Source organism: Micromonospora sp. BL1, assembly GCF_003667485.1.
In the GTDB taxonomy this organism is placed as follows: Bacteria; Actinomycetota; Actinomycetes; order Mycobacteriales; family Micromonosporaceae; genus Micromonospora; species Micromonospora tulbaghiae.
Genome location: NZ_RCVK01000378.1, coordinates 1 through 8,283 on the forward strand (window position 1 = coordinate 1; position 8,283 = coordinate 8,283).

An 8,283-nucleotide genomic window follows, 5' to 3' on the forward strand; every position below is an offset into this window, starting at 1 on the left:
ATCTGGAGGTCGACGCAGGAGTAGAACGCGTTGGCGGTGTCGGAGATGTTCCAGATCGCGAGCAGCTTCTGCCGGCCGGAGAAGCCGCCGAGGTTGACGGTGTGCGACACGGTCGCGCCGGGCTGACGGCCGCCGCCGTCGACGACCGCGACCCGGGTGCCGCCGATCCAGTACTCCCAGTTGGCGGTGGCGTGCCGGGCGGTGTTGACCCAGGTGAACGTGACGGTGCTGCCGACCGAGGTGGCCGGCCAGTTGCGGCTGTCGTCGTTGAGCACCGCGAACTGGGCGATGCCGGCGTGGCAGCTCCGCAGGCCCTTGGGGCCTTCGACGCTCTGCGGCTCGTACTTGATCTGCCCGCAGTCGGGCACCCGGTTCTGCGCGCAGAGCGCCTGGCGGCTGGGCGGCGAGGAGACGTAGCCGTGGGCCTGTGCGGGTGCGGCGAGCGCCAGCGTGCCGGTGACCGCACCGGCGGTGAGCAGCGGGAGGGTGATTCTTCGGCGCATGGTGGCAACTCCTTCGGGGGGATCGGAAGGTGTCACGAACATAAATTAAACATTCTTAACAGTAAAGACTCCTGTCTATAAATTAAGCCCTGCACGCCAGCGACGGGCGTATGATCCTGATCGATGGCTCGCCGCGCGGAGCCGATCGTCGTTCGTGGGCATCCCGCCGCCGTCAGGGCGCCGGGAGGACGACGCAGAACCGGGCATCTCCCGTCGTCCCACTCCCTCCGAAGGACATCCCCGGATGAGAAGACCCACTGCGTTCGCGGCCGGCCTGCTGCTGCTCGCCACCGCGCTCGGCACCGCCGGCGGGCCGGTCGCCGCCGCCGACCCCACGGACCCGGTCACCGTCACCGTGAACACCAGAGCCGGGCTGGCCACCGTCCCGGCCACCGCGCTCGGCGTCAACCACGCCATCTGGGACGCGCAGCTCGGCAGCGCCGAGACGTCCGACCTGCTCAAGGCCGCGGGCGTGAAGATGCTGCGCTACCCCGGCGGCTCGTACGCCGACATCTACCACTGGGAGACGCACACCGCGCCCGGCGGCTACGTCGCGCCGAACACCGACTTCGACACGTTCATGGCCGGCGCCCGCCGCGTCGGCGCCGAGCCGATGATCATCGCGAACTACGGCACCGGCACGCCCGCCGAGGCGGCCGCCTGGGTCCGCTACGCCAACGTCACCAAGGGCTACGGCGCCAAGTGGTGGACGGTCGGCAACGAGAACTACGGCAACGGCCACTACGGCTCCGCCTGGGAGGCCGACGACCACCCGGACAAGAGCGCGAGCCAGTACGCGCGGCTGGTGATCGAGTACGCCGACGCGATGAGGGCGGTAGACCCGAGCATCAAGGTCGGCGCGGTGCTCACCATGCCCGGCAACTGGCCGGACGGCATCACCGCCGGCTCCGACCCGGGTCCGTGGAACCAGACGGTGCTCTCCCTGGCCGGTCCGAAGATCGACTTCGTGGACGTGCACTGGTACCCGGGCGGCAGCGCGGCCGACTCGCTGGCCCGCACCAACCACCTGCCGGACGCGGCCTGGCTGCTGCGCCAGCAGATCGCCCGGTACGCCGGCCCCGGCGCGGACCGGATCGGGATCAGCTTCACCGAGCTGAACGTGGACGCCGGCCGTACCACAGCACCGGGCGCGCTGTTCCTCGCCGACGCCTACAGCGGCCTGCTGGAGCAGGGCGTGTTCACGGTGCAGTGGTGGAACGTGCACAACGGCATCGGCACCGTCTCCGAGGTGGCCGGGCAGACCGACTACGGCGACTTCGGGCTGCTGTCCAGCGGCAACTGCACGAGCGACGGCGAGGTGTGCCAGCCGGCGTTCAACACCCCGTTCGCGCCGTACCACGCGTTGTCCATGATGAACCTGTTCGCCCGCCCCGGTGACCAGCTCGTCCGCGCCGGGACGGACGAGCCGCTGGTCGCCGCGCACGCGGTCCGCCGGCCGGACGGCAGCGTCGCGGTCCTGCTGCTCAATAAGGACCCGGACACCGCCCACCCGGTGGCGCTCGACTACGCCGGGTTCACCCCGGCCGACGAGGCGCCGACAGTGCACACGTTCGCCAACGGCGCGACCGGGATCAGCACCGCCCGCTCGGGCGACGCGACCGCGCGGACGCTGCCGCCGTACTCGCTCACCACGCTCGTGCTGCGACCGGCCGGCAGCTCGGCCGGGCGGCCCGGCGCCCCCGGCCGGCCGGCGGCGAGCGCGGTGACCGACCGCGCGGCGACCATCTCCTGGCCGGCGGCCACGCCCGGTGCCGCGCCGATCGCCAAGTACGAGGTGCACCGCCAGCACGGCGCGGTGAGCGAGCAGCTCGGCGAGACCGCCGGCACGTCGCTCACAGTCGGCAACCTCGAACCGGGCGCCCGCTACACGGTCAACGTGCTCGCCCGGGACACCGCCGGGCGGGTCTCGTGGTCGTCCCCGCCCTTGACGTTCGCCACCGGCAGCCCGGCCGAGAGTTCCTGCGCGGTGCGGTTCGACGCCGGCAACGACTGGGGCAACGGGTACGTGGCGAACGTCGAGGTGATCAACACGGGCGCGAAGGCCGTCGACGGCTGGACGCTCACCTGGACCTGGCCGACGGCCTGGCAGCAGGTGAGCAGCGGGTGGAGCGCCGGCTGGGACCAGCAGGGCCGCGACGTGCGGGTGACACCCACCGACGACAACCGGCGGCTCGCCGCCGGCGGCGGGAGCACGACAGTGGGCTTCGTCGGCGCGTACAGCGGGCCGAACGTGCCGCCGGGCGCGTTCCGCCTCAACGGCACTGTCTGCACGCTGCGCTGAGCGGCGGTCAGCCCCGGCCGGGTGGCCGCAGCCGCACGTCGGCCGCCGCCGGGACCTTCGGGTTCCGGCGGTGGCCGGCCCGGCGCGGCGCCGGCACCACGTGCGGGCGCACCGGTCCGGCCGGCGAGACCGGCACGGGCGGGTCCGGCACGGGCCGCGGCAGCACGGCCAGGATCGCCACGAGCAGCGCCACCGCGACGGCGCCGTCGAGCCAGTAGTGGTTGCCGGTGACCACCACCACGAGCGCGGTCACCAGTGGATGGAACAGCCAGAGCCAGCGCAGCCGTCCGGCGGTTACCGCCATCAGGGCCAGCGCGATCGCCAGCGCCCAGCCCACGTGCAGCGACGGCATGGCCGCGTACTGGTTGCTGAGCTGGTCGGTGTCGGGCGGCCCGTAGACGCTCGGGCCGAACCGGGTGCCGGTGTCGACCAGCCCGGTGAGCTCGGTCAGCCGCGGCGGCGCGAGCGGGACGCACACGTGCAGCACGAGCGCCACCGCGGTCAGCGCCGCCAGGGCCCGCCGCAGCCGCACGTAGTGGGCCGGGCGGCGCAGCCAGAGCCAGACCAGGCAGAGCACGGTGGCCGGGAAGTGCACATAGGCGTAGTAGGAGTTGGCCAGCCGCACCAGCAGCTCGTGCGACAGCAGCGGCCCCTGCACGAGCGTCTCGTCGGGCAGGCGCAGCAGCCGCTCCAGCCGCCAGACCCACTCGCCGTTGGCCAGTGCGACGTCGGCGTGCCCGGCGACCACCTGCCGGCCCGCCTTGTAGGCCAGGAAGAGCACGGCGACGAGCGCCAGCTCGCGCGCGGCCCGCTGCCATGTGGCGAGGCGGGCGGGCGCGGTCCGCGTGGCGTCCACGGCTCCTCCTTCGGTTCGTCCCCGCATGGACCAGGGCCGCCGCCGGGGTCGGCGACGGCCCTGGGAGTACGGGCTCAGCGGCGGGCGCGTTCCTCCCGGCCGGCCGAGTCCACGCTCACCTCGTCGAAGGCGGGCGCGCCGTCGACGGCGTCCGCCCCCACCGCCACCGAACGGCCGGTGTCCGGCAGGTCGAGGCTGGAACGCAGGGTGACCGGGCGCAGCAGCAGCGCCGCAACGATACCCACCACCGCGATGGCGGCCGAGATCAGGAAGATGTGCCCCGTTGCGTCCCCGTACGCGGCCCGCACGATCTGCCGGACCGGCTCGGGGAGCGCGTCGAGGTTGAGCGTGCTGCCGCCGCCTCCGCCGGAGGTGGGGATGCCGGCCGCGGCGAGGTCGTGTGTGATCCGGTCGGTGACCCGGCGGGCCAGCACCGCGCCGAGCACCGACACGCCGATGGTGCCGCCGAGCGAACGGAAGAACGCGACGCTGGCGCTGGCCGCGCCGATGTCCTTGAGCGCGACCGTGTTCTGCACGGCGAGCACCAGGTTCTGCATGGTCATGCCGACGCCGACGCCGACGATGAACATCGCGAGGCCGACGAACACCAGCGAGGTCTCGTGGTCGATGGTGCCGAGCATGGCGAACCCGATGACCAGCACGACCGACCCGAACACGATGTACGGCTTGATCTTCCCGGTGGCGGTGATCATCCGGCCGGCCACGATCGAGGAGATCAGCACGCCGGCCATCATCGGAATGGTGAGCAGGCCGGCCTCGGTCGGGCTGTAACCGCGGCCGATCTGGAAGTACTGGCCGAGGAAGACCGCGCCGCCGAACATCGCCATGCCGACCGCAAGGCTGCCCAGGATCGCCAGGGCGGTGGTGCGCTCGCGGACGATGTGCAGCGGCACCACCGGCTCGGCGGCTCGTGCCTCCACCCAGACGGCGAGCGCGAGCAGCAGCACCGAGCCGCCGACCATGGCGCCGGTCTGCCACGAGACCCAGGCGAACGAGTCGTCGACGAACGAGATCCAGATCAGCAGCACGCTGACGCCGGCGGCGATGAGTGTTGCGCCCAGGTAGTCGATCTTGACGTTCTCCCGGCGCACGGTGGGCAGGTTCAGGGTGATCTGGAGCAGGAACAGCGCGACGGCCGCGACCGGTACGCCGACGAAGAAGCACCAGCGCCAGCCGAGCCAGGAGGTGTCGACGATGAGGCCACCCAGCAGCGGGCCGCCGACGGTGGCCAGCGCCATGACGCCGCCCAGGTAACCGTTGTAGCGGCCCCGCTCACGCGGCGGGATCATGGCCGCGATGGCGACCTGGACCAGCGCCTGGAGGCCGCCGACGCCGATGCCCTGGAACGCGCGGGCGGCGATGAGCTGCCCGGCGCTCTGCGCGAAGCCGGCCGCGACGGACCCGACCAGGAACACCACGATGGCGATCTGGATCAGCAGCTTCTTGTTGAACAGGTCGGCCAGCTTGCCCCAGATCGGGGTGGTCGCGGTGGCGGTGAGCAGGGTGGCGGTGACCACCCAGGTGTACTGCGTCTGCGAACCGTTGAGCGCTCCGATGATCTTCGGCAGGGCCGTCGAGACCACGGTGCTGCTCAGCATGGCCACGAAGAGCACCAGCAGCAGACCGCTGAGCGCCTCCAGCGTCTTCCGCTTGCTCATGGGGGCGGCCTCAGCCGTCACGGTGGGTGCGCTCATGCGCGCGTCCTCCAGGTGTGTCGATACGGGGGTGGCCGCTTCGTTGCCTCAAGCAATCAACACTAGACCTTGCCCGGTCGGCAAGTTTGCCCATTGAGAAATGGGTCACCTACGCTGGCTGCCATGGACGAGTGCACCGGGCTGCGGGAGCGGAAGAAGGCGGCCACCCGCCTGGCGCTGCACGAGGCGGCCCTGTCCCTCGCCGCCGAGCACGGCCCCGACCGGATCACCGTCGAGGCGATCGCCGACGCGGCGAACGTCTCCCGGCGGACGTTCTCCAACTACTTCGGCGGCAAGGAGGAGGCCCTCTTCCACGGCGACACGGTGCGGCTGCGCCGGCTCCTCACGCTCGTCGCGGAACAACCGGCCGAGCTGTCGCCGTGGGCGGCACTGACCCGGGCCGCCCTGGTCCAGGCCGAGGAGGGCTACGACGACCCGGCCGAGCCGTGGCTCAACCGGCGCCGCCGGCTGCACGGCCACCCGAGCCTGGCCGCCCACCAGGTCGGCGCGTACGCGGCCCTGGAGCGGGAGATGGCCGCGGAGCTGGCCCGCCGGTTGACCGGACCCGACGCGGCGCTGCGGGCCCGGATCGTCGCCGCGACGTTCCTCGCGTCCCTGCGGATCGCGGCGCACGAGTGGCTGGAGCACCCGGGGCGGTCGCTGCGCCACGTGCTGCGCGACGTGCTCGCCCTGGCCGCCCCTTCGGCGGGCTGAGCCGGCACCGGCTCGCCGCTCCCCCCGTCGGACCGGTGGAATGGGCGGCGAAAGCGACACCCCGCCTGACCTGGACTGACACACTCGCCCGGTGGGTGGCGACCGGTGGCGCAAGGGGCTCGGGCCGGCGACCGGCGTCGCCCCCGCCACCCGGGTCGACCGGTTCGAGATCTTCTTCGACCTCGTCTTCGTGGTGTCCTTCTTCATCATCACGCGCGCCACCGCCGCGAACGTGACCCCCCGGGAACTGCTGCACGCGCTGCTGGTGCTCGCCGTGCTCTGGTGGTGCTGGGTGGTGCACAGCGCGGTCGCCGCCCGGCTTCGCCTCGGCGAGGGCTTCGTGCCGATCCTCATGGTGGTCGGCATGATCGCGCTGTTCACGTTCGCGCTCGCGCTGCCGCAGACGTTCGGCGACCTGGACAAGGGCAGCGCCGGGCCGATCCTGGTCACGATCAGCTACGTGGTGATCCGCGTCGTGCACACCGCGCTGTACTGGTACGCCACCGGCGACGACCCGCCGGCCCGGCGCAAGCTGCGGCTGTTCCTGCCCGAGGCGCTGGTCACCGCCACCCTGCTGCTGGTGGCGGCGCTGCTGCCGCCGCGCGTACCGCCGGACGTCGGCCCGTGGCTGCGCGACGGGCTGTGGATCGCGGTGGTGGCCATCCAGTACAGCAGCGGCCTGCTGGCGGGCACCGACGGCTGGAAGATCACCTCGGCCGAGCACTGGACCGAACGGTACGACCTCATCCTGATCATCGCGCTCGGCGAGTCGGTCATCTCCGTCGGCGTCGGTGGCAACCTGCTCGGCCAGGCCGTGACGTGGCCGGCGATCCCGGCGGCGATCTTCGGCATCCTGTTCACCGCGGCGCTCTGGTGGGCGCACTTCGACATGATCGGCCCGGCCGCCCGGATCGCGCTGCACGCCGCCCAGGGGCACGCGCGGGTGACGCTGGCCCGCGACGCGTACGCCTACCTCTACCTGCCGATGATCGCCGGGGTGATCCTGTTCGCGATCGGCGCCGAGGAACTGGTCCGGATCGTCACCGATCCGGCGGGCGGCGCGATGGAGCGCGGCCACGGGCCGGCGGTGCCACTGCTCTTCGGTGGCGTGCTCGTCTATCTCGCCGCCAACATGGCGTTCCAGTGGCGCGCGCTGGGGACGCTGTCCTGGACCCGGGTCGGGGCCCTGGCCCTGCTCGCCGCGGCGCTGCCGGTCGGCCGGCACCTGCCGGCGCTCGGCGCGCTGGGACTGCTCACCGCGATCTGCGTGGCCCTGGTGGCGGCCGAGCTGGTGATCTTCGCCGATTCCCGGGTCGCGTTGCGCCGGCTGATGCACGAGGAGAAGGCCAGCGCCGAGGAGAGCGAGGCCGCCTGGCGGACCCGCTGGCACGACGACGGCGACGGTGCCCCACATCGGCCTTGACACAGGCCCTAGAGTCTCCGCGTGATCGAGATCGTCACCGAGGTCGACCTGTTCCACCCGCCCGCCCGGATCTGGCGGGCGCTCACGGAACGCGCGCTGCTGGCCAAGTGGTTCGCCGACAGCGCGCCCGGGTCCGACCGGTGGATCCTGGCCACCGCCGCGCTGCCCGGCTACGACGGCGACACCGAGGTGGAGACCGTCGAGCTGCGGGCGCCGGACCGGCTGGTGGTCCGCTGCCGGGAGGCCGGCCGGGCCACCCGCCTCGCCTGCGACCTCACCCCCACCGCGCACGGCACCCGGCTGTCCGTCCGCGAGGTGCTCGAGGAGGGCGACTGGGACGCCGACGCCCGCGCCGAGCAGCACGAGCAGGCGGTGACCGGAAGGCTGCCGGCGATCCTCGACTGGCTGGCGTTCCAGAACGTCGACCTGCGCCGCGCCGAGGGCGGACTGACCGCCGAACTACCAGTGGTCCGGCTGCTCGGCGACGACCAGCGCCGGCCCGGGCGGCGCCGTGTGCTGCTGGCGGCCGGGGCGGTGACGCTGATCGCCGCCGCGGCTGGAGCGACGGTGTGGGCCACCGCCGGAGAGCCGCCCGCACCGGCCGCGCCGGCGCCCACGACGTCGCTGGTCATGCCATCCAGCGCCGCGCCCTCCGTCCGGCCCACGACCGCGCGGCCCACACCCAGTGCCAGCCGCCGGAGCGCGTCGCCCTCGCCGACGCCGTCACCCACCCCCAGCCGTACGCCGAGCCCGACGCCCTCGACAGTGGT

The 8,283-nt window shown here is 72.8% G+C and carries 7 protein-coding genes; 4 read left to right on the forward strand and 3 right to left on the reverse strand.

Annotated features, from left to right (window positions below; translation table 11 throughout):
• On the reverse strand, positions 1-503 hold a 503-nt coding region (locus EAD96_RS28115), incomplete at its 3' end, for a lytic polysaccharide monooxygenase auxiliary activity family 9 protein (RefSeq protein WP_121686367.1).
• 244 nt (positions 504-747) lie between these two features.
• On the opposite strand from EAD96_RS28115, the gene EAD96_RS28120 reads away from it, so the two are divergent.
• Positions 748-2,805, forward strand: a complete 2,058-nt coding sequence (locus EAD96_RS28120; protein ID WP_121686368.1) for a cellulose binding domain-containing protein — start codon at positions 748-750, stop codon at positions 2,803-2,805.
• Positions 2,806-2,812: 7 nt separating this feature from the next.
• Here the strand turns inward: EAD96_RS28120 and EAD96_RS28125 are convergent, their stop codons facing one another.
• Positions 2,813-3,661: a phosphatase PAP2 family protein gene (locus EAD96_RS28125; RefSeq protein ID WP_121686369.1), complete on the reverse strand. Its 849-nt coding sequence runs from the start codon at positions 3,659-3,661 to the stop codon at positions 2,813-2,815.
• 74 nt (positions 3,662-3,735) lie between these two features.
• Complete coding sequence (locus EAD96_RS28130) at positions 3,736-5,376, reverse strand: MDR family MFS transporter (protein ID WP_120570035.1); 1,641 nt, start codon at positions 5,374-5,376, stop codon at positions 3,736-3,738.
• 123 nt (positions 5,377-5,499) lie between these two features.
• Here EAD96_RS28130 and EAD96_RS28135 point away from each other — a divergent pair, with 123 nt between their 5' ends.
• From EAD96_RS28135 to EAD96_RS28145, 3 genes are all read left to right on the forward strand, one after another.
• A complete protein-coding gene (locus EAD96_RS28135; RefSeq protein WP_121686370.1) occupies positions 5,500-6,090 on the forward strand; it encodes a TetR/AcrR family transcriptional regulator in 591 nt (196 codons plus the stop codon).
• Between the two features lie 91 nt (positions 6,091-6,181).
• Entirely contained in the window at positions 6,182-7,513 is a 1,332-nt protein-coding gene (locus EAD96_RS28140) for a low temperature requirement protein A (RefSeq protein ID WP_120570037.1), read from the forward strand.
• Between the two features lie 21 nt (positions 7,514-7,534).
• A partial coding sequence (locus tag EAD96_RS28145; protein WP_147457946.1) for an SRPBCC domain-containing protein occupies positions 7,535-8,283 on the forward strand: 749 nt, incomplete at its 3' end.